This is a genomic window from Amycolatopsis sp. FBCC-B4732 (assembly GCF_023008405.1).
GTDB classification, from domain to species: domain Bacteria; phylum Actinomycetota; class Actinomycetes; order Mycobacteriales; family Pseudonocardiaceae; genus Amycolatopsis; species Amycolatopsis pretoriensis_A.
In genome coordinates this window covers 5,907,100-5,927,500 of sequence record NZ_CP095376.1, presented here as the reverse complement: position 1 = coordinate 5,927,500, position 20,401 = coordinate 5,907,100, and the positions used below count along the sequence as shown (strand labels likewise).

Sequence of the window (20,401 nt, the reverse complement as noted above, 5' to 3'; positions counted from 1 at the left end):
CAGCCACCCTTGAAAGAGTGCGTAATAGCTCACTGGTCAAGTGGTCCTGCGCCGACAATGTAGCGGGGCTTAAGCACACCGCCGAAGCTGTGTCATTCATGCAATACATCGGCTTCACTCCTTGAGGGTGTTGTCTAGTGGTGTGGATGGGTAGGGGAGCGTCCTGCATCCAGGGAAGCGGCGGCGGAAGCCAGTCGTGGAGGGTGTGGGAGTGAGAATGCAGGCATGAGTAGCGAATGCAGAGTGAGAAACTCTGCCGCCGGATGACCAAGGGTTCCTGGGCCAGGCTAATCCGCCCAGGGTAAGTCGGGACCTAAGGCGAGGCCGACAGGCGTAGTCGATGGACAACGGGTTGATATTCCCGTACCCGAGCATGTGCGCCCATGACGAGGCGTTTGATACTAACCACCCAAAGCCATTGCTTGAAGCCTTCGGGTGGATGGTGGTGTGTGGAGCGTGGGACCTGATTTCGTAGTAGTCAAGCGATGGGGTGACGCAGGAAGGTAGCTCCGCCAGGCGATGGTTGTCCTGGTGTAAGCGTGTAGGAGAAAGCATAGGCAAATCCGTGCTTTATATACTCTGAGACGTGATGCGTAGCCGTTTGAGGCGAAGTAGAGTGATCCTATGCTGCCGAGAAAAGCCTCTAGTGAGTGCATGCACGGCCCGTACCCCAAACCAACACAGGTGGTCAGGTAGAGAATACCAAGGCGATCGGGTGAACTGTGGTTAAGGAACTCGGCAAAATGCCCCCGTAACTTCGGGAGAAGGGGGGCCAAACATCCTGAAGCTTCTTGCAGGCTAGGGGTGGGTGGCCGCAGAGACCAGCGGAAAGCGACTGTTTACTAAAAACACAGGTCCATGCGAAGTCGCAAGACGATGTATATGGACTGACGCCTGCCCGGTGCTGGAACGTTAAGAGGACCGGTTAGCCAGTAATGGCGAAGCTGAGAATTTAAGCGCCAGTAAACGGCGGTGGTAACTATAACCATCCTAAGGTAGCGAAATTCCTTGTCGGGTAAGTTCCGACCTGCACGAATGGCGTAACGACTTTCCGGCTGTCTCAACCACAGGCCCGGCGAAATTGCACTACGAGTAAAGATGCTCGTTACGCGCGGCAGGACGGAAAGACCCCGGGACCTTTACTATAGTTTGGTATTGGTTTTCGGTTCGGCTTGTGTAGGATAGGTGGGAGACTGTGAAGCGGTGACGCTAGTTACTGTGGAGTCGTTGTTGAAATACCACTCTGGTCGAATTGGGAATCTGAACCTCGGGCCATGATCTGGTTCAGGGACAGTGCCTGATGGGTAGTTTAACTGGGGCGGTTGCCTCCTAAAGAGTAACGGAGGCGCCCAAAGGTTCCCTCAGCCTGGTTGGCAATCAGGTGTTGAGTGCAAGTGCACAAGGGAGCTTGACTGTGAGACAGACATGTCGAGCAGGGACGAAAGTCGGGACTAGTGATCCGGCACCTCCTGGTGGAAGGGGTGTCGCTCAACGGATAAAAGGTACCCCGGGGATAACAGGCTGATCTTGCCCAAGAGTCCATATCGACGGCATGGTTTGGCACCTCGATGTCGGCTCGTCGCATCCTGGGGCCGGAGTAGGTCCCAAGGGTTGGGCTGTTCGCCCATTAAAGCGGCACGCGAGCTGGGTTTAGAACGTCGTGAGACAGTTCGGTCCCTATCCGCCGCGCGCGTAGGATACTTGAGGAAGGCTGTCCCTAGTACGAGAGGACCGGGACGGACGAACCTCTGGTGTGCCAGTTGTTCTGCCAAGGGCATGGCTGGTTGGCCACGTTCGGAAGGGATAACCGCTGAAGGCATCTAAGCGGGAAGCCTGTTCCAAGATGAGGTATCCCACCCCTTTTTGTGGGTTAAGGCTCCCAAGAGACCATTGGGTTGATAGGCCAGAAATGGAAGCACAGTAATGTGTTGTCGAGTTGACTGGTACTAATAGGCCGAGGACTTGTCTACGAAGATGTTGCGCATCCACTCTACGGTTCTGAAGCACCACGCCGGTGACGGTGTGTGTTGTTTCGGAGTGTTTCGGTGGTTTTAGCGTCAGGGAAACGCCCGGTCCCATTCCGAACCCGGAAGCTAAGCTTGACAGCGCCGATGGTACTGCAACCGAAGGGTTGTGGGAGAGTAGGACACCGCCGAACTTACTTGGGAAGAGCCCCGGTAGAGGACCAGTTTTGGTTCTCCCGGGGCTTTTTTCATGCCCGCAACACCCACCACGCCCGGCCGCCGGCACGAAAGAGCGACTCGCGCCCCCGCAACCGGCCACCGAAACAACCCGACTCCTGCCGCGGCCGCCCCTTGCCCGTGGGCAAGCAGCACAGCACGAACGGCCCACTCGCGCCCGACAAGGCCACGAGCGGCCCGTTCGCACCGGCCGGCAACGCAGCGAACGGACCGTTCGTACCCGGCAACGCGACGCCCGGCCGACGAGCGCCTGGCAAGGCCACGAACGGCCCACTGGCGCCGGCCGTCGCGGCAATTGGCCCCTGCGTCCGACGGCAACGCAGCGAACGACCCACTCGCACCGGTAACGCGGCGAAGGGCCGACTTGGCCCGACAATGCCGCCAGCGGCCCACTCGCGCCCGACATCGCGGCGACCGGCCGACTTGCATCCGACGGCACCGCTGTGAATGGACCGTTCGCCGCTCAAGAGAGCAGCGCGAGCGGCCCAGCCGTGCCAGCGCAGGTTGCGAGCGGCCCACTCGTGCCCGGCGAGGGGTGCGAACGGTCCGTTCATGCCGCACCCGCAAGCCGCATCCGCTCGTCCCGGGAAAGTCCAGCGAGAGCCGGCCGCCCGCACCCGGTCAAGCCCCGCCCCACGGACCAGCCCAGCCGCTCCGAGGACCACCCGCCCGAGCGCTCGAAAACAAGCATGAAAAAGGGCCGGAGCTCCACCGAGCCCCGGCCCTTCCCACCGATCGACCGCTACTTCAAACCCCTACTTCACCGCCGACCCGGCCTGCCAGTCGGCCCAAGACTTCGTCCAGTCGCCGTACAGGTCCCACACCGGGAGCTGCGGGCCGCCCGAGTTGGTCACCTCCACGACGTCGCCCAGGCCCATGTTCTGGAAGAACCACTGGGCGTTCGCGCCGTTCAGGTTGATGCAGCCGTGCGACACGTTCGAACTTCCCTGCTGGCCCACGCTGTTCGGGTTCTCGTGGACGAACTCGCCGTCGTTGGAGATCCGCTCCGACCACTTCTCGCTGGAGCGGTACGCCTTCGGGTCCGGCGGGCAGACGCCGTACGTGCAGGAGTCCATCGTGTAATTGGCCTGCTTGTCCGAAATGACGTGCGCGCCCAAATGGGTGGGCGTCGCGTCCTTGCCCATCGAGATCGGCATCGACTTGACCATCGCGCCGTTGTGGAAGATCTGCATCTGCTCGGTGTTCCCGTCCGCCTTCGCGATCCAGGAATCGTGCACCTTGTACGTTTCCGTGCGGTCTTCCGCGCCGAACACGCCGCCGCCGAAATCGACGCCGTAGATCTTCGCCGAGACCTTCAAGGTCGTGCCGGCCTTCCAGTACTCCTTGGGGCGGTAGTGGACGTTCGAGTCGTCGATCCAGTACCAGCCGCCGTCCTGCTTCGGAGTGGACTCGACCGTCAGGGCCTTCTCCACCGCCGCCTTGTTCTTGACGGCGATCTTGCCGAAGCTGAACACGATCGGCTGGCCGACGCCGACGCCCGTGCTCGCCACCGCGGCCGGGGCCGGGATCAGGTTGGCGTTCGCCTGCTTCTTCGGCGCGATCGTGCTGATCTGGTTGTCCTGCTCGATCGGCTTCCCGTTGGCGCCCTGGGCGTGCGCGACGATCTTGTACGTCGAGCCGTAGCCGAGCGGCTCGGTGGACGTCCAGCTCGAGCCGTCGTCGGCGAGCTTGCCGGCGACCGCCTTCGCCTTGGCGGCGTTGGTCACCGTGACGTCGAGGAGCTTCCCGTTGGCCGCCTTGACGACGATCGGGGTCGCCGGGTTCACCCCGGTACCGCCGGCGGGCTCGAACGTCACCGCGACCGGGGTCTCGGACGCCGAAGCGGAACCCGACGCCGGTGCTCCGCCGGCGGGGGTGCCGCCGTCGTCACCGGACGAACAGGCGGAAACCAGCAGTGCCCCGGCGAGGATTCCGGCCACCGAAAGTAAAATCTTCTTGGGGAGCATATTGTCTCTTTTTTGGAATCGGGATCGGCGGGCATTCGTCATCAAAACTACGCGATAGCGATGACGTTCTTCCCGGCGGATCGGTGCATCGGCGTGACGCGGATCACTCGACGACGAGGCCTGGAGCGCCGTAGAGTCCCGGGCCGTTCACCGCGAGCCCGTCGAGGTACTCGCGCGCCGCCTGGTACGCCTGTTCCGCCAGTGCTTCCGTGTGCCCGAAGTCGAGCGGGTTCACACGTACGGGGGCCGGCCCCGGCACGTAGACCACGGGCACCTGCTGCGCCGCCACCGGCGCTTCCAGCACGGCCTGGTTGCGCATGCTGATCATCGCGGTGAACATGATCACCTCGGCGAACGTCCGCGGCGCTTCGGGCATTTTGCCCGGGAACGCGCAATCCAGCACCACCAACGACTTCGCCCCCATGGTCAGCGCCTGCCGCATCGGCACGTTCGCGACGAGGCCGCCGTCGTAGAGGAGCCGCCCTTCGTGCTCCACCGGCGGGAAGATCCCCGGGATCGCGCAGCTCGCGAGGAGCGGCTCGAGCAGCCGCCCGGAGCGGATCAGCAGCGGCTCGGCCGTGTCGACCTGGGTCGTGACGACGCCGAGCGGCAGCGCCAGGTCCTCGAACCGCGTTTCGGCGCCGAGGTGGTCGGCGACGATCCCCGCCAGGCCGGAATTGGGGAACAGGTGCGTTTTGCTCTGCGTCAGCGTCCGGACGCGGCTCAGCACGCCGCCGGGGAACGCCTCCGCGCGGGTCATGTGCGCCCAGATGCCGTGCAACGCGGCCAGCGCGTCGCCGCCGGAGCGCGCCAGGACCGCGGCGTTCAGCGAACCGACCGACGTGCCCGTCACGAGGTCCGGCGTGGCCCCGGCTTCGGTCAGCGCGCGCAGCATGCCGACCTGCATGGCGCCGAGGCTGCCGCCACCGCCGAGGACGAAGCCGACCGGCCGGGGAAGATCCGCGAGACTCATACCGCCGAATGTAGTAAGCCCGACTTTCGCAGGTCGTGCCGGGCGTGAAGGCGGCGTTAACCTGCTGGGGTGGCCGAGCTGGAGCTGCGCCATCTCAGAGCCGTCCGCGCCGTCGCGGACGGCGGGAGCGTGAGCCGCGCCGCCACCGTCCTCGGCGTCAGCCAGCCCGCGCTCACCGCGCAGCTCAAGCGGATCGAACGGATCCTCGGCGGCGATCTGTTCGTCCGCGGGCCCAGCGGCGTGCGGCCCACCGAGCTCGGCCGGTTCGTCCTCGCCCGCGCCGACGCGCTGCTCTCGGACATGCAGGCCCTCGTCGCCTCCGCGCGGCGCCACGGCGGGAGCGAGCCCGAAACCCTGCGGATCGGCTACGTCCCGCTGCTCGTCATCGGCCGGTTCATCGAGGAGCTGGGGGAGCTGGACCTCGACGTCCAGACGTACGCCGAACCGGCGTCGCTGACCCTCCTGAAGCTGCTCTCGACCGGCCGCGTCGACGTCGCGCTGCTGGAGCAGTTCGACGGCACCGAGGCGCACCACTTCGCCGGGCTGGCCGTGCGGACGCTCGCGACCGAGCCGATCTTCGTCGGGATCGCGCAGGGGCACCCGGCGATCCGCGACGGCGTCGTCGACCTGGCCGACCTGGCCGGCTGCGACTGGATCCTGCCGCCACCGCACGAAAACTGCGTGCGCGTGCGGTTCGCGCAGGCCTGCACGGCCGCCGGCTTCACGCCGCGGGTGCGGCACTTCACGTCCGAAGCCGGGACGGCGGGCACGCTGATCGCGCAGGGCGCGGTCTGCCTCGCGCAAGCGGCTTCGGCACCCCCGCACGGGCTGCTCGCGCTGCCGCTGGCGGGCGACCCGCTGTGGACGACGCTGTTGTTCGCGACGCGCGAGGACGACGCCCGGACGCCGTCGACCGACGAGGTGTTCCGCTGCGCGGAGGTCGCGCACCAGGCGTCGCTGCACCGGAACCCGCACTTCGCGCGCTGGTGCGGCCGGAATCCGGGCGAACGGCTCGTCTCGGCCCGATAGGCGGCATAACGCCGGTGTTATCCCCGCTGGGATTACTGCCCGGCGCGGCAACGGGAGAAGCTCACGAAGTCCCCACCTGTTGCCGACAAGGAGCAACGAATGCACTTCAGACGAGCAATGGCGCTCGGCGCGCTGTGCGTGGCCCTCACCGGCCTGCTCTCCCCGCCCGCGAGCGCGACCACCGAAGCGACGACGTTGTCCATCAGCCAGCTGGTCCAGGAGCAGAACCAGTGGTGCTGGGCCGCCAGCGGCCTGACCATCGCACGGTTCCTCGGCTACGGCACGAGCACCAGCCAGAACACCTTCTGCGACTACTCGCGCGGCTACCCGGCCGGCTCGCAGTGCCCCAACCAGGCCGGCGAGCTGACCTACGTGCAGCGCGGCTACCAGGCGCTCGGGCTGCGGCCCGGCACGGTGACCGGCGCGCTGAGCTTCGCGTCGGTGCAGAGCGAAATCACCGCCCGCCGGCCGATCGAGACCGGCATCTACTGGACCGCGGGCGGCGGGCACGCCCAGGTCATCTACGGCTACGACGCCAGCGGGCTCGTCTACTACGGCGACCCGTGGCCGAGCAGCCAGCGCTACAGCGCGATGGCGCACACCAGCTACGTCCGCAACGGGCAGTTCCAGTGGGCGCAGTCCCTCTACCGGATCGGGGCGTGAGGCGTGAACCTCTTCCGTGGACTCGTCACGCTCTTCGCGGGGACGGCGCTGGTACTGGGTTTCGGCGGCACGGCATCGGCTTCGACGCCGCCGTCCGGCGAGGTCGCCGCCGCGGTCAAGTCGGCGGACGCGCAGCTGTCGGCGTTCTTCGGCCAGCTCGACCGGCGGGCCGGGGTCGCGCGCGCCGACGTCGCGCAGGCGCCCCAGGTCGGCGGTGAACCGCAGAGTGTCTACTCGCTGGATCCGGCGTTCGTCGCCGGTCAGCCCGGGGCGAAGCCGGCCTCGTTCGCGTACTACGCGGTGAAGGCGCAGGCGTCGACCGGGCGGCAGGCCACCGTGTGGGTGACGCGCGACGCCGCCGGGTGGACCGCGACCAACTTCACGACCGGCACCGAGGAACTGACGTTCCCGGCGCAGGCGCACGGGGACCTGGTGTTCACCGAGCCGCAGGTCAACGCGTGGTACCGGGTGCGCGACGGCCGGGTGCTGCCGCTGAACGACCCGGCCCGCCAGCGAGTCGGTGAGGGTGTCGCGGTGGCGGCGTACCAGCAGCTGGTGCACCGCTTGTACGGCGACAAGCTGCCCGGGTCGGCGTACCGCGACCAGGGCAAGCTCGGCGGGTACGACCTCGCCGCCGCGTCGCCGGCTCCCGCGCCGGGTGCGGGTTCCTGGCCGTTCGCCGCCGGTGGGGCGCTGCTGGCGCTCGGCCTGATCGGCTGGGCCACCGGCAAGGCGGCACGCGCCCGCCGCTGACGCCGGGAGGGTGCGGCCCGGTTCGCCCGCGCCGCACCCTCTGGCCGCCGGTCGTCAGGGCACGCGCTCGGGCTCGCGGTCCGGGGTCGGTGCTGCCAGTGCCTTGCGCTTCTTCAGGCGCAGCAGGAAGAACACCGCCACCGCCGCCAGGACGCCCACCGCGATCAGGCCGCCCGTGTTGAGGGCGCCCTCGATGCGCTTCGCCGCTTCGCCCAGGGCCGCGCCGATGCTGATGTGGGCCAGGGACCAGCAGAACGCGCCCGCGGCCGCGGCGGGGAGGAACTTGCGGAACGGGAGGCCGGACGTGCCCGCCGCCGCCGGGGTCAGGGTTCTGATCACCGGCAGGAAGCGGGCGAAGAAGACCGCCCACGTCCCACGGCGCTCCAGGACTCCGGTGGCCTTGTCCCAGGCTTCGAGACCGTACTTGCGGATCAGCTTCGTCTCACGCAGGCGGGGCCCGAAGCGGCGGCCGATGAAGAAGCCGAGGGCGTCGCCCGCCGTCGCGCAGACCGTGACCACCGCCCACAGGGCCAGGAACCGGGCCACCGTGTTCGCCGTCGTCGCCGCGATCAGCAGGCCGGATTCGCCGGGGGCCAGGAAGCCCAGGCCGATCGTGCACTCGGCGAACACCAGACCGCCGGTGGCGGCGACGAGCCCCGGTTCCGGGAGTCCTTGCAACCAGCTGAGGAGGTCCGAAACCAGGGCCATGCCCGCTACTTTACCGATCCTTTAAGGATGGTGGGGTGACGTGCGTCACCGGGCCAGCAGCGACGCCGCTTCCTGCGCGGCCGGGCCTTCGGCGGCCAGGTGGGCCAGGTTCTCCGGCAGTTCCTCGCCGCGGTGCGCCTTCGTCTGGGCGTAGAGCCGTCCCGCGCGGTAGGACGAGCGCACCAGAGGGCCGGCCATGACACCGGCGAAGCCCATCGCTTCGGCAGCCTTCGAGTGCTCGACGAACTCTTCGGGCTTCACCCACCGGTCCACCGGGTGGTGCCGCGGCGACGGACGCAGGTACTGCGTGATCGTCAGGATCTCGCACCCCGCGTCGACCAGGTCCTGCATCGCCGGAGCCACCTCATCCGGCGTCTCACCCATGCCCAGGATCAGGTTCGACTTCGTCACCAAACCCGCCTCACGCGCCTTCGTGATGACCTCGAGCGACCGCGCGTAGCGGAAGCCCGGACGGATCCGCTTGAAGATCCGCGGCACCGTCTCCACGTTGTGCGCCAAGACTTCCGGCCGCGACCCGAACACCTCGGCCAGCTGCGCCGGATCCGCGTTGAAGTCCGGGATCAGCAACTCGACACCCGTACCCGGGTTCAACGCGTGAATCTGGCGCACGGTCTCCGCATACAGCCACGCGCCGCCATCCTCAAGGTCATCACGGGCGACGCCGGTGACCGTCGAATACCGCAAACCCATCGCCTGCACCGACTCCGCGACCTTCCGCGGCTCAGTCCGATCCAGCTCGGCGGGCTTACCCGTGTCGATCTGACAGAAGTCACACCGACGGGTGCACTGGTCCCCACCGATCAGGAACGTGGCCTCCCGGTCTTCCCAGCACTCGTAGATGTTGGGACAACCAGCCTCTTCACACACCGTGTGCAGACCCTCACGGCGCACCAGGCCCTTGAGTTCGGTGAACTCCGGCCCCATCCGCACCCGCGTCTTGATCCACGGCGGCTTCTTCTCGATCGGCGTCTCACTGTTGCGTACCTCGAGACGCAGCAGCTTCCGGCCTTCAGGCGCAGCACTCACGCCTCCAACCGTACGCCCGTCCGGGCTAAGCGGGGTCGGGGGTGACGCCGGTCAGCTCCGCCGTGACGTCCCACAACGTGGCCCCCAGCGACTCGCTCAGCGCCGGGGTCAGGGGACGTACTTTGACCGGGTGCCCGCGCATGCCGCCGAGGCCGCCCGGGGCGATGTAGTCGCCGCCTTCGACGCCGTCCGCCGTGGCCGCGTACAGCTGGGGGAGGGCGCCCTGGCGGACGTTCTGGGCGAACAGGGCCTCGCCGATGCGGTGGCCGCCCGCGATGACGCCGCGGACCACCGCGTTGGAGTACGAGCGGGCCATGCCGCTGCCGAGGCCGGTCGCCGTGTAACCCGGGTGGGCGGCGACGCTGAGGACGTCGTCGCCGGACTTGCGCAGACGGCGGTCGAGCTCCAGGGCGAACACCTGGTTCGCGAGCTTCGACTGCCCGTACGCGGTCGCCGGGTTGTAGCGGCGGTGCTCGCCGTTGGGGTCTTCGAGGTCGATGCGGGCGCCGGTCGCGGCGAGGCTCGACAGCGTCACGACGCGGGCGTGCGTGCCGCCGCGCAGGGCGGGCAGCAGCAGCCACGTCAGCGCCGCGTGGCCGAGGTGGTTCGTGCCGAACTGCAGCTCGAAGCCGTCGGCGGTGCGGCCGCGGGCGGTCGCCATCACGCCGGCGTTGGCGACCAGGACGTCGAGCGCGTCGCCGGTTCGTTCACGGACCGCGGCGGCGGCCGCGCGCACCGAAGCGAGCTCGCTCAGGTCCAGTGGGATGAGCTCGGGTTCGGCGCCCGCGGCGGCCGCGCGGACTCGATCGAGTGCCTTCGCGCCGCGTTCGGGCGAACGGCAGGCGAGGAACACGCGGGCCCCCTTGCCCGCGAGCACCTCGGCGGTGCGCAGACCGAGACCGGAGTTCGCCCCCGTGACCACGACGGTCCGGCCGGTCTGGTCGGCGATGTCGGTTTCGCTCCACCGCGATGTCATGCGTGTTCTCTACACCCGTTACGCACTGGGCGCGAGCAGACGGCGAAGGTGTCCCATCACCGGGCGACGCCGGGCCGGCTCCTCGCGGCTCGTGCGCAGCAACGCCTCGAGGGCGTGGCCCACCTTGACGATCTCCTCGGCCGGCTCACGCGGGTCGGCCAGCCCGGCCGTGACGGCGAGCATCCGCAGCTCGCCCTCGTGCATGCGGCGCAGCGACGCGTACCGCCCGTACGCGCCGTCGAGGACCGCTCGCAGGTCGGCGTGCTCGTCGACGGCGGTGCGCCAGGCGCGGGTGACGGCGTCGACGTGGTCGCCGAGGCCGTCGGCTTCGTCCGGGTCGGCGACTTCGGCGCGCAGCCGGCCGCCGAGCGTGCGCGTCCACTGGTACTGCAGGGCGGTGAGGACGTTCTCTTCGGTGCCGAAGTGCTCCTCGGCCCCCGGTACTTCCTCGAGTGGCAGCGGCGCGCCCGGGTTCCGGGCGGCCAGGCGGACGGCGGCTTCGAGGATTTCCTGACGCCGGTAGAAGTCTGTCCAGCTCATGGTGTGGCTCCCCTTCCGTGGTCCGGGTCATACCGCGGGTCTGCGGCATACTCCCGGTACGGACCTGACCCGGCGAACATACCATGAGTATGGAGAGATCCTCCGGGCGTAAAGTTGTGAAGGTGGCGACAATGAGGTCCAGACGACTCGACTACTCCGAGTCGACGCGGTCGGCGCTGGTCGACAGCGCGGTCGAACTGTTCACCAAACGCGGCTACGCGGGTACCTCGCTCGACGAGATCGCCAAACGCGCCCGGGTCACCAAGGGAGCCCTGTACCACCACTTCAGCGGCAAGCAGGCGCTGTTCGAAGCCGCGTTCGACCAGGTCGAGAGCCTCGTCTACGACCGGCTCGACAAGATCATGACCGGCGAGGGCTCGCCGTGGGAGCGGGCGCTGGGCGGGCTCAACGCGTTCATCCGCAGCTGTCTCGACCCCGCCTACCAGCGGATCGCCATCCACGAGGCGCCGGTCGTGATGGGCTGGGAACGCTGGCGCGAGGCCGAGGAGCGGTGCAGTTTCGGGCTGGTCCGCTCGGGCCTGCAGTCGCTGATCGACGCGGGCGAGGTCGAGCCGGTGCCGGTGGAGGTCACCGCGCGGCTGCTCTTCGGCGCGCTGTCCAGCGCGGCGACCGAGATCGCCAGCTCGCCGGACCCGAAGCGGGTCGGGGCCGAGATCGAGGACGTGATCGTCCGCATGCTGGTCCGGCTGCGGCGGACCGAGCAGGACGGCGCGGAGGTCTCCCCGTCGTTAGGCTGACGTCGTGGACTTGAGGATCTTCACCGAGCCCCAGCAAGGGGCCAGCTACGACGACCAGCTGCGGGCCGCGAAGGCCGCCGAAGCGGCCGGCTACGACGCTTTCTTCCGCAGCGACCACTACCTGAGGATGGGCTCGGCCGACGGCCTGCCCGGCCCGACCGACGCCTGGATCACCCTGGCCGGCCTGGCCCGCGAGACGAACCGGATCCGGCTCGGCACGCTCGTCACCGCGGCGACGTTCCGGTACCCCGGGCCGCTCGCCATCGCGGTCGCGCAGGTCGACCAGATGTCCGGCGGACGCGTCGAGTTCGGGCTCGGCTCCGGCTGGTACGACGCCGAGCACGAGGCGTACGGCCTGACGCTGCCGCCGCTGAAGGAGCGCTTCGACCGGTACGCCGAGCAGCTCGAGATCGTCACCGGCCTGTGGAAGACGCCGGTGGGCTCGACCTACTCCTTCGCCGGGCAGTACTACACGCTGACGGACTCGCCCGCGCTCCCGAAGCCGGCGCAGCAGCCCGCCCCGCCGGTGATCATCGGCGGTGGCGGCAAGAAGCGCACCCCGGCGCTGGCCGCGCGGTTCGCCGACGAGTTCAACCTGCCCTTCGCCGACGCCGAAACCGCGGCCGCGCAGTTCGCCCGGGTCGAGGACGCGGCGCGGGAGATCGGCCGCGACCCCAAGGAGATCCTGCGGTCGGTGGCGCTGGTCATCGGCGTCGGCCGGACCGAGGAGGAGGTCGCGCGCCGGGCGTCGGCCATCGGGCGGGACGTCTCCGAGCTGCGCGCGAACGGCCTGGCCGGCTCGCCCGCCGAGGTCGTCGACCGGATCGGGCAGTGGCGGGAGAAGACCGGGGTCACCCGGCTCTACCTGCAGCTGCTGGACATGCGGGACCTGGACCAGATCGAGCTGATCGCGGCCGAGGTCGCACCGCAGCTGGACTGACGCGCAACGCCGTGAGGGGCACCTCCGAGGTACCCCTCACGGCGTTCGTCAGTTCTGCAGGGCGAAGGTGACGCCGGGGGCCTGCGGGGCCTCGGGGCGGGGGAGCCAGCGGTCCTCGCTCACCGGCAGCTCGCCTTCCAGCGCCGCCAGCACGGCGTCGCGGGCCAGGGGGAGCACCGCCTCGACCGTGACGTCGCGCTGGAGCTCGTAGGACAGCGATGTCACGCCCGCGTCGCGGATGCCGCAGGGGACGATGCTGTCGAACGCCGCGAGGTCGGCGTTGCAGTTCAGCTCGAAGCCGTGCATCGTCACGCCGCGCTGGACGCGGATGCCGATCGCCGCGATCTTGCGCTCGATCCCGCGTTCGTCGGCCGGGATCCAGACGCCGCTGCGGCCTTCCACGCGGCCGCTGGCCACGCCGAGCTGGTCGCACACGTGGATCAGGGCCTCTTCCAGCCGCCGCACGTAGTGGACGACGTCGATCGGGTCGGCGAGCTTCACGATCGGGTAGCCGACCAGCTGGCCGGGGCCGTGCCAGGTGATCTTGCCGCCGCGGTCGACGTCGATCACCGGGGTGCCGTCGGTGGGGCGGTCGGCCGGCTCCGTGCGCTTGCCCGCGGTGTACACCGAAGGGTGCTGCAGCAGGAACATCGTGTCCGGCGCGGTGCCGTCGGCGCGCTCGGCGAGCCGGCTCCGCTGGAGCTCCCAGGCTTCGGTGTAGTCGATCGTGCCGAGCTCCCGGACGTCGACGGGTTCGGTGCTGGCGCGGCAGGAGGTGCGGGAAGAACTCACCCGTCGAGGCTACGCCCGTCACCCGGGGGAAGCAGCCGCAAGGCGCACGCTGAGAGCAGGCCGACACCGGTCACCGCCAGCACTGCGCCGATCGTGTCCGACACCCAGTGCACGCCCAGCACGACCCGGCACGCGGCGCACAGCACGGTGGCGACGGCGGCCGCCACCAGGACCCGGCGGACCAGCCGCGGCCACAGCCACGCGCACAGCAGGACGAGCACGAACCCGGTGCTCGCCACCGACGTCACGTGCCCGCTCGGGTAGCTCAGGTCCGGGTAGTCGCGCGGGCGTTCGCGCAGGAACACCGGCTTGAACACGACGCTGGTCAGCCGGCACAGCACCAGCACGACGGCGAGCCGCACGCACAACCCCGTGTGCTGGCGCTGCCGCAACGCCAGCGCCAGCAGCGCCGTGCCGAGGACGAACGGGAGCACCGGGCCGAGGACGTCGCTGCCGATCTGCGCCACCCGCCCGAGCGGCTGGGTGTAGACGCCGTGGAGAGCGTTCGCGACCTGGGCGTCGAGGGTCAGCGGGTGCCGCGCCACCGAGAGCCCGAGCACGACGAAGGCCGCCACCAGCGCGAAGCCGATGACGAGCCATCGCTTGAGCGGGACGCTCATGCCGCGGCGAGCGCCCTGTCCAGGGTCGGGTGCCGGAACTCGTAGCCGGAGCGCTCCAGCACGGCCGGGACGGCCCGCTGCCCGAACAGCGCCATTTCCTCGCCGGCCTGGCCGAGCACGGCCTTCAGCGCGAAGCCGGGCACCCGGAACGGTGCCGGGCGGTGCAGCGCGCGGCCGACCGCGCGGGTGAACTCGGCGTTGGTCACCGGGGCCGGCCCGGTCAGGTTCACCGGGCCCGAGACGTCGTGGGTCAGGACGTGGACGATCGCGCCGACTTCGTCTTCGAGGGCGATCCACGGCATGTACTGGCGGCCGTCGCCGAGCCGCCCGCCCAGGCAGAGCTGGAAGAGCGGCCGCAGCGTGCCGTACAGCCCGCCCTTCGCCGACAGCACCAGCCCGGTCCGGATGGTCACCACCCGCGCGTCGCCGGCCCCCGACGTCGCCGCTTCCCACGCTTCGCAGAGCTCGGCGAGGAAACCGCCGCCGCGGGGTGCGGTTTCGTCCACAGTGGACGATCCGGGATTGCCGTAGTAGCCGACGGCGGACGCGTTGACGAACACACCGACCCCGTGTTCGGCCACGGCTTCGGCGAGCACCTCGGTCGGCTCGACGCGGCTGTCGGTGAGCTGCTGCTTGCGCATCGCGCTCCACCGCCCGGGGAAAAGCGGCTTCCCGCCCAGGTTGACGACGGCGTCGACGCCCTCGAACGCGCCGCCGGCGATGGTGCCGGACGGCGGGTCCCAGCGGAATTCACCGCCCCCGCGCGCTTCCCGCCGCACCAGACGGCGGACCTCGTGGCCTTCGCTCAGCAGGCGCTCGCCCAGCGCCGACCCGATCAGGCCGCTCGCTCCGGCGATCAGTACTCGCATGCTCCGATCGTTGCGCATCCGCTGCGCCACCGCACTCCCGGACACGGCGAAGGCCGCCACGGACATTCCGTGGCGGCCTTCGTCAGCGGTGACTCAGAGGCCGAGTTCGCCCTCGAAGTTGCCCTCTTCCAGGCGCTGCTTGATCGTCGTCAGGAAGCGGCCCGCGTCGGCCCCGTCCACCAGGCGGTGGTCGTAGGTCAGCGGCAGGTACGCCATCGAGCGGACGGCGATCGTGTCGTTGCCGTCGGCGTCGGCGACCACGACCGGACGCTTGACGACCGCGCCCGTGCCGAGGATGCCCGACTGCGGCTGCACGATGATCGGCGTGTCGAACAGCGCGCCGACGCTGCCGATGTTCGTGATCGAGAACGTGCCGCCCGACAGCTCGTCCGGCTTGATCTGGCCCGAACGCGCCCGGCCCGCCAGGTCGGCGATCCGGTGCGCGAGCCCGGCCAGGCTCAGCTCGCCCGCGTCGTGGATCACGACCGAGAGCAGGCCGCGCTCGGTGTCCACCGCGATGCCCAGGTGCACGGCGCCGTGGTAGGTGATCTCCTTCGTGTCCTCGTTGTAGGACGCGTTGACGTTCGGGTGCTGCTTGAGCGCCTCGACCGTGGCCTTCGCGAAGAACGGCAGGAACGTCAGGTTGACGCCCTCGCGCTCCTTGAAGGCCGCCTTCGCGCGCTGGCGCAGCTTGGCGATCTTCGTGACGTCGACCTCCTGGACCTGCGTGAGCTGCGCGGCGATCTGCAGCGACTCGCGGGTCTTGGTGGCCGTGATCTGGCGGATCCGGCTGGCCTTCTGGACCGTGCCGCGCAGCGCGGCGAGCTCCGGCGACACCGGGGCCGCGGGACGCGCGGCCGGCGCCGACGGGGCAGCGGCCGCCGGGGCGGCAGCGGCGGGCGCCGGAGCGGCCGCCTTCTGCTTCTCCTCGGCCGCGGCCAGGACGTCCTGCTTGCGGATCCGGCCGCCGACACCGCTGCCGGTCAGCGACGCGAGGTCGATGCCGTGCTCGGTCGCCAGCTTGCGGACCAGCGGCGTGACGTACGGGCCGTCCGCCGAGCCGTCCTTCGCCGCGGCGGCGGGAGCCGCCTCGGCCGCCTTCGCCGCGGGCGCGGCCTGCGGCTCCGGCTTCGGTTCCGGCTTGGGCTCGGGCTTGCTCTCCTGGACCGGCTCGGGCTTCGGCTCCGGCTTGGGTTCCGGCTTCGGTTCGGGCTTGGCCTCGGCCTTCGGCGCCGCGTTCGCGTCACCGATGACGGCCAGGACGCCGCCGACCTCGACGGTCTCGTCCTCGCCCGCGCGGATCTCCAGCACCGTGCCGGCCACCGGGGACGGGACCTCGGTGTCGACCTTGTCGGTGGAGATCTCGAGCAGCGGCTCGTCGACCTCGACCGAGTCGCCGACCGCCTTCAGCCAGCGCGTGACGGTGCCCTCGGTGACGCTTTCGCCCAGCTCGGGCAGCTTCACCTCGGTGCCTTCACCACCGGCGGCCGGCGCGGTGTCCGGCTTGCTCGGGGCGCTGTCCTGGGCCTGCGGCTCGGGCTCGGGCTCCGGTTCGGGCTCGGACTTCTGCTCCTCCTGCGCCGGGGCGGAGGAGGACTCGGGCACGCCGCCGGACCCGTCGTCGATGACGGCGAGCTCGGCGCCGACCTCGACGGTCTCGTCTTCGGCGGCGCTGATCTTCACGACCGTGCCCGCCACCGGGGAGGGCACCTCGGTGTCGACCTTGTCGGTCGAGATCTCGAGCAACGGCTCGTCGACCTCGACGGTGTCGCCCTCCTGCTTAAGCCACCGGGTGACGGTGCCTTCGGTGACGCTCTCCCCGAGCTCCGGCAATGTGACGGAGTAGGCCATCGTTCGCTGACTCCTCTTCCAAGTTCTGCGTGGTCTGGATTCTGCTGGTGGGACGTCAGCTGTGCACGTGCAGCGGCTTCCCCGCGAGGGCGAGGAACGCTTCACCGAGGGCCTCGGTCTGGGTCGGGTGGGCGTGGATGAGGGGTGCGACGTCCTCCGGGAAGGCCTCCCAGCTGTAGATCAGCTGCGCTTCGCCGATCAGCTCGCCGACGCGGTCGCCCACCATGTGCACGCCGACGACCGGGCCGTCCGGGGCCTTGACGAGCTTGACCCCGCCGGAGGTCTTGAGGATCTGGCTCTTGCCGTTGCCGCCGAGGTCGTAGGTGAACGTCGTGACGTCGGCGCCGTACTTGTCCTTGGCCTGGGACTCGGTCAGCCCGACCGACGCGACCTCCGGGTGGGAGTAGGTGACCCGCGGGATGCCGCTCTCGTCGATCACGCGCGGGTTCTGCCCGGCGATCTCCTCGGCGACGAAGATGCCCTGCTGGAAGCCGCGGTGGGCGAGCTGCAGGCCGGGGACGATGTCGCCGACGGCGTAGACGTTCGGCAGGTTGGTGCGCAGGCGGTCGTCGGTGAGGACGAAGCCGCGCTCGATCTTGACGCCGGCCTCCTCGTAGCCGTGACCGGCCGAGTTCGGCCCGCGGCCGACGGCGACCAGCAGCAGGTCGGCCTCGATGGTCTCGCCGGACTCCAGCGAAACGGCCACGCCGTTGTCGTCCTGCTTCGCGCCGGTGAACCGCACGCCCGTCTTGAAGGCGATCTTGCGGCGGCGGAACGCGCGCTCGAGCTGCTTGGACGCGAACTCGTCCTCGTTCGGGACCAGCCGCGGCAGGGCCTCGACGATGGTGACGTCGACGCCGAAGGACGCCCAGACGCTGGCGAACTCGACCCCGATGACGCCGCCGCCCAGCACCACGACCTTCTTGGGGACGTAGTCGAGGGACAGGGCCTGCTCGCTGGCGATGATGCGGCCGCCGAGCTCCAGGCCGGGCAGCGTGCGCGAGTACGAGCCGGTGGCGAGGATGACGTTCTTGCCGGTGTAGCGGGTGCCGTCCACCTCGACGGTCGTGCCGCCGACGAACGTGCCGCTGCCCTCGACGAGGTTCACCTTGTGCGCCTTGGCCAGGCCCTGCAGGCCCTTGTACAGCCGGGAGACGATCCCGTCCTTGTACTTGTTGACCCCGGCGATGTCGATGCCCTCGAAGACGGCCTTGACGCCGACCGCCTCGGCTTCGCGGGTTTCGTCGGCGACCTCGGCGGCGTGCAGCAGGGCCTTGGTCGGGATGCAGCCCCGGTGGAGGCACGTCCCGCCCAGCTTGTCCTTCTCGATCAACGTGACGGAAAGGCCCAGCTCGGCCGCGCGGAACGCCGCGGCGTAGCCGCCCGATCCGCCTCCCAGGATCACGAGGTCGGCGGAGGTGTCGGTCACTTGTATAACTCCTCGGCAAGCAGTGGGGTGGTGCTCTGTCGTCGCCCGTGCGCGGTATAACCGCGCGCGCGACACCCGCCATCTTGTCACTACGCCGGACGGGGCTGCGACCTAGCCGGGTGTGCGACGCCGACCACACGCGGACATCGGGATAATGAGTGGTGCAAGTCTCGGGAGGAGAGGTGGTCGTTGTGGGGCTCTTCGACTCGCTGCGCAGGCGGGCCAAGGGTGGGCAACGGGCCGGCACGCTGCGGAAAGCCAGCTCGGAAGACACCCGGCACCTCGAGGATTGGGTGGCCTCGAGGCAGGGCGTGGAGGCCTACGTGGAGCCTCGGACCAATGTCACGGAGACCACTGTGGTGTTGATCGCCCACGACGGCGAGTGGACCCGGCGCCGGATCGGCAGCCTGGAGGCCGCCCAGCAGTTCGGCCACCGCCGGTCCATCCCGGTCTACGAGGTCGCGCGGGTCGGCTACCCGAAGCGGATGCGCGAGTACACCGAGCGCAAGAAACGCGGGCAGGTCTAGCCGCGCTGTCCCGGGTGCGGACCGGGCCGGACGCGCGGACCCCCACTCCTAGAGCTCGATCCGGCCGACGACCTCGCCGTTGAAGGTCTGGCCGGTCGGGCGGAAGCCCAGCTTGAGGTAGAAGTCCTCCGGGCCGCCCTCGGCCGGGATCCACAGCACCGTGGCGGCGGTGTTGCCGCGCCGGCGGGCTTCCTCGAGCACGGTTTCGACGCCGAACCGGCCGTACCCGCGGCCCTGGACGCCGGCCCCGACGTTGAGGCGCCAGATCCCGCAGCGGAAGAAGTCGAGTTCCGCGTTCGGGTCGAAGCCGCCCATCACGAACGCCACCGGTTCGCCGTCGTCGAGGATCAGCCGCGGCCAGGCGACCTCGGGCTGGGTGTAGGCCTCGGCGAGCGAAACGGCGACCGGCGCGACGAAGACGCGCTGGTGCGGCTCGACGGCCAGCTGGCACGCGGCGGCGACGTTGGCCGGGGTGATCGTCTCCGCGGTGAGGGTGGTCACCGGGCCCAACCTAGCTGGCCTGGGCGAGCAGAGTGGCGTGCTGGACCAGCGCCGCGCGGAACGACTCGTGGACGGTGGTGCCGAGGACCGGGTCGACCTCGATCACGTGCCCGGCCGAGAGCAGGAGGACCGCCGGTTCGGCCAGGACCACGACGCCGTTCTCGGTGCGCAGGTCCGCGGTGCCGAGCAGGCGGGGGAAGACCACGTCCGCGGGCAGGCCGTCGCAGGTGCGGAGGAAGTCGCGGTGGTCGGGTGGGAGTTCGACGCCGAGGCGCAGCTCCGCCGAGCGGATCGCCGCCTCGGACGCCGGGGGAGGGAGGGCGGGCCGGTCGCGCAGGAGCGGGCCGGGCCGCGGTTCCGGCGTGGCGTCGCCGCGCGGGAGCGAGCCCGCGCCGTACCCGCGCAGGCGCACGATCTCCGCGATCAGCTCCGGCCAGCTGCCGACGTCGGGCGGGTAGCGCTCGTGCAGGGCCGCGACCAGCGCACCCGCGCACGCCGGGGCCCAGTCGCGCAGCCCGAGCGGGTCCGCGCCCGCCACCAGCGCCGGGGCGAGGGCCCGCGTCGCCGCGAGGGTCGCCACGTCCGGGCGGGGCCCGGCCAGCGACGCCCACCGCGCGAGGTCGCCGTCGGCCAGTGCCGTGCGGACGCGGTCCGGGCGGGCCGGCGCCACCTGCTCGACCACCTCCGCGATCGGGCCCGGCGGCAGCAGACCCTCCAGGTCGGAGACCGCACGGCGCAGCGAAACCGCGTGCGCGCGCTCTTCGGCGTCGAGGTCCAGCGGCGGCAGGCCCTCGGCCCACGCCGGACGCCCGCCCCGGGCCTCGAAGAGCATCGCCCACGCGCGGGCGCGCACCGGGTCCGGCGCCAGCGCGCTCACCGGCCGTTCCGTGCGGGCCAGCCACTGCTCCACCAGCCGGTCGGCCTCGTCGAGCGCGCCGGTGACCGCGAGCAGCAGAGCCGCGTAGCCGATCCGGTCGTCGACGCCGGCGTCGGTCGCGGTCAGGACGTCGCGGACCGCCGCCTCGAGGTACTCACCGGCATCCACCGGCCCGACCCTAGCCGAGGGCCTGCTTCGCGCCCGGGTGCAGCGGGACCGGATCGGTCCGCGACCGGGGTGACCCGCCTTCAGCTTCGGCAGCAGCGGCGTGACGTCGTGCTCGGCGGCGATCGCGGCGGGGGTGTCCTCTTCGACCGGCCCGGAAATCACCCGGCCACAACGGTCGTGAGTGTTCAGGCGGGTTCCAACCCGCCTGAACA

General features: G+C 70.0%; 19 protein-coding genes and 2 rRNA genes (1 of these 21 cut by a window edge). 8 read left to right on the top strand and 13 right to left on the bottom strand.

The window, feature by feature from the left end; translation table 11 throughout:
- Positions 1-1,970, top strand: a 23S ribosomal RNA gene (locus MUY14_RS25690); it begins 1,151 nt to the left of the window's first position.
- A gap of 71 nt (positions 1,971-2,041) precedes the next feature.
- Positions 2,042-2,158 (top strand): 5S ribosomal RNA (gene rrf / locus MUY14_RS25685).
- 798 nt (positions 2,159-2,956) lie between these two features.
- Here rrf and MUY14_RS25680 read toward each other — a convergent pair.
- Entirely contained in the window at positions 2,957-4,168 is a 1,212-nt protein-coding gene (locus MUY14_RS25680; protein WP_247012636.1) for an Ig-like domain-containing protein, read from the bottom strand.
- Positions 4,169-4,271: 103 nt separating this feature from the next.
- Positions 4,272-5,141 (bottom strand): patatin-like phospholipase family protein, encoded by an 870-nt coding sequence (locus MUY14_RS25675; protein ID WP_247012634.1) that lies wholly within the window; start codon positions 5,139-5,141, stop codon positions 4,272-4,274.
- A gap of 69 nt (positions 5,142-5,210) precedes the next feature.
- Here MUY14_RS25675 and MUY14_RS25670 point away from each other — a divergent pair, with 69 nt between their 5' ends.
- The 3 genes from MUY14_RS25670 to MUY14_RS25660 all read left to right on the top strand — a co-directional run bounded on the left by MUY14_RS25670 (position 5,211) and on the right by MUY14_RS25660 (position 7,586).
- On the top strand, positions 5,211-6,170 hold the full coding sequence (locus MUY14_RS25670; RefSeq protein WP_247012632.1) for a LysR family transcriptional regulator: 960 nt from the start codon (positions 5,211-5,213) through the stop codon (positions 6,168-6,170).
- 99 nt (positions 6,171-6,269) lie between these two features.
- Positions 6,270-6,833 (top strand): papain-like cysteine protease family protein, encoded by a 564-nt coding sequence (locus MUY14_RS25665; RefSeq protein ID WP_247012630.1) that lies wholly within the window; start codon positions 6,270-6,272, stop codon positions 6,831-6,833.
- Positions 6,834-6,836: 3 nt separating this feature from the next.
- Entirely contained in the window at positions 6,837-7,586 is a 750-nt protein-coding gene (locus tag MUY14_RS25660; protein WP_247012628.1) for a hypothetical protein, read from the top strand.
- Between the two features lie 54 nt (positions 7,587-7,640).
- Here MUY14_RS25660 and MUY14_RS25655 read toward each other — a convergent pair whose 3' ends face one another.
- The 4 genes from MUY14_RS25655 to MUY14_RS25640 are packed head-to-tail and all read right to left on the bottom strand — an operon-like array spanning position 7,641 to position 10,857.
- Positions 7,641-8,294 (bottom strand): DedA family protein, encoded by a 654-nt coding sequence (locus MUY14_RS25655; protein ID WP_247012626.1) that lies wholly within the window; start codon positions 8,292-8,294, stop codon positions 7,641-7,643.
- 45 nt (positions 8,295-8,339) lie between these two features.
- Entirely contained in the window at positions 8,340-9,341 is a 1,002-nt protein-coding gene (gene lipA, locus MUY14_RS25650) for a lipoyl synthase (protein WP_247012624.1), read from the bottom strand.
- A gap of 25 nt (positions 9,342-9,366) precedes the next feature.
- Positions 9,367-10,317: an oxidoreductase gene (locus tag MUY14_RS25645; RefSeq protein ID WP_247012622.1), complete on the bottom strand. Its 951-nt coding sequence runs from the start codon at positions 10,315-10,317 to the stop codon at positions 9,367-9,369.
- 18 nt (positions 10,318-10,335) lie between these two features.
- Positions 10,336-10,857, bottom strand: a complete 522-nt coding sequence (locus tag MUY14_RS25640) for a hypothetical protein (RefSeq protein ID WP_247012620.1) — start codon at positions 10,855-10,857, stop codon at positions 10,336-10,338.
- Positions 10,858-10,988: 131 nt separating this feature from the next.
- Here MUY14_RS25640 and MUY14_RS25635 point away from each other — a divergent pair, with 131 nt between their 5' ends.
- A complete protein-coding gene (locus tag MUY14_RS25635; RefSeq protein ID WP_247012618.1) occupies positions 10,989-11,615 on the top strand; it encodes a TetR/AcrR family transcriptional regulator in 627 nt (208 codons plus the stop codon).
- A 4-nt stretch (positions 11,616-11,619) separates the two neighbouring features.
- Entirely contained in the window at positions 11,620-12,555 is a 936-nt protein-coding gene (locus MUY14_RS25630) for an LLM class F420-dependent oxidoreductase (RefSeq protein ID WP_247012616.1), read from the top strand.
- A gap of 48 nt (positions 12,556-12,603) precedes the next feature.
- Here MUY14_RS25630 and lipB read toward each other — a convergent pair whose 3' ends face one another.
- The 5 genes from lipB to lpdA form a co-directional block, all read right to left on the bottom strand.
- Positions 12,604-13,347, bottom strand: coding sequence for a lipoyl(octanoyl) transferase LipB (gene lipB, locus MUY14_RS25625; protein WP_247012614.1), 744 nt, complete (start codon positions 13,345-13,347; stop codon positions 12,604-12,606).
- Positions 13,344-13,967: a phosphatase PAP2 family protein gene (locus MUY14_RS25620; protein WP_247012613.1), complete on the bottom strand. Its 624-nt coding sequence runs from the start codon at positions 13,965-13,967 to the stop codon at positions 13,344-13,346. The genes lipB and MUY14_RS25620 overlap by 4 nt, the downstream gene beginning before the upstream one ends.
- Positions 13,964-14,836: a TIGR01777 family oxidoreductase gene (locus MUY14_RS25615; RefSeq protein WP_247012611.1), complete on the bottom strand. Its 873-nt coding sequence runs from the start codon at positions 14,834-14,836 to the stop codon at positions 13,964-13,966. Before MUY14_RS25615 ends, MUY14_RS25620 begins: the two co-directional genes overlap by 4 nt.
- A gap of 93 nt (positions 14,837-14,929) precedes the next feature.
- Positions 14,930-16,687, bottom strand: coding sequence for a 2-oxoglutarate dehydrogenase, E2 component, dihydrolipoamide succinyltransferase (sucB, locus tag MUY14_RS25610; RefSeq protein WP_247012609.1), 1,758 nt, complete (start codon positions 16,685-16,687; stop codon positions 14,930-14,932).
- Between the two features lie 55 nt (positions 16,688-16,742).
- Entirely contained in the window at positions 16,743-18,116 is a 1,374-nt protein-coding gene (lpdA, locus tag MUY14_RS25605; RefSeq protein ID WP_247012606.1) for a dihydrolipoyl dehydrogenase, read from the bottom strand.
- 182 nt (positions 18,117-18,298) lie between these two features.
- Between lpdA and MUY14_RS25600 the strand changes: the two genes are divergently transcribed.
- Complete coding sequence (locus MUY14_RS25600) at positions 18,299-18,643, top strand: oxidoreductase (RefSeq protein ID WP_247012604.1); 345 nt, start codon at positions 18,299-18,301, stop codon at positions 18,641-18,643.
- 48 nt (positions 18,644-18,691) lie between these two features.
- On the opposite strand, the gene MUY14_RS25595 is transcribed toward MUY14_RS25600, so the two are convergent.
- Together MUY14_RS25595 and MUY14_RS25590 are read right to left on the bottom strand one after the other, a co-directional pair.
- Positions 18,692-19,144, bottom strand: coding sequence for a GNAT family N-acetyltransferase (locus MUY14_RS25595; RefSeq protein WP_247012602.1), 453 nt, complete (start codon positions 19,142-19,144; stop codon positions 18,692-18,694).
- A 10-nt stretch (positions 19,145-19,154) separates the two neighbouring features.
- The gene (locus MUY14_RS25590) at positions 19,155-20,189 is read right to left on the bottom strand and encodes an SMI1/KNR4 family protein (RefSeq protein ID WP_247012600.1); all 1,035 of its coding nucleotides are present in this window, start codon (positions 20,187-20,189) and stop codon (positions 19,155-19,157) included.
- Positions 20,190-20,401: the final 212 nt, after the last annotated feature.